This window comes from Oleiphilus sp. HI0086 (genome assembly GCF_001635225.1).
The window spans coordinates 1-686 of record NZ_LWFZ01001450.1; the positions used below are offsets into that span (position 1 = coordinate 1).

Genomic DNA, 686 nt, shown 5'->3' on the forward strand with positions numbered 1-686 from the left:
TCTCCTCAAGCTCAGTACAGTAGTCACCTTTATCCTGACTACTGTCGTGCTTGCTTTTCCCGTTGCTGCAGAACTAAAGCAGCAACCGACCATCGCGATCGTCATTGACGATATGGGGAATCACCTGGAGAACGGCTCCCGATTAATTGACCTACCCTACCCCCTTACTTTGTCTTTTCTACCAGAAAGACGCCATACACGAGCCCTAATCGAAAGAGCTAAAGAGAATGGCAAGGAAATCATGCTCCACTCGCCCATGCAAAATAAGCTTGGGATTAAGCTCGGTAAGGGCGGTTTAACCGAAAGCATGAGTGAGATGCAAATTAAGCAAACCTTGCGAAAAAGCTTTATCTCGATTCCGCATATGGTAGGCCTGAATAACCATATGGGCAGTCAGTTGACAACTCAAAACAAGGTTATGGAGTGGGTAATGGAAACGGTTAAACAGCACCCCTTCTTTTTCTTGGATAGTCGCACCTCTGCCAACTCGGTTGCCGCCAAAATTGCCGCAGCGCACCAAATCCCTAACATAAGCCGGGATGTTTTTCTTGACCATTTTCAAACCCGAAAATTTGTTCAAGCTCAGTTTATCAAGCTAGTCGAACTAGCAAAGAAGAATGGCACAGCCATAGCAATCGCCCACCCTCACAAAGTCACAGTTGAATACTTGAGCTGGGCTCTGACAA

Annotated in this window: 1 protein-coding gene; it reads left to right on the forward strand. The window is 46.5% G+C overall.

Translation table 11 applies throughout. The features are described from left to right. Positions 1–686, forward strand: a 686-nt coding sequence (locus tag A3756_RS24610) for a divergent polysaccharide deacetylase family protein (protein ID WP_068554942.1), incomplete at both ends; no start/stop codon positions are given.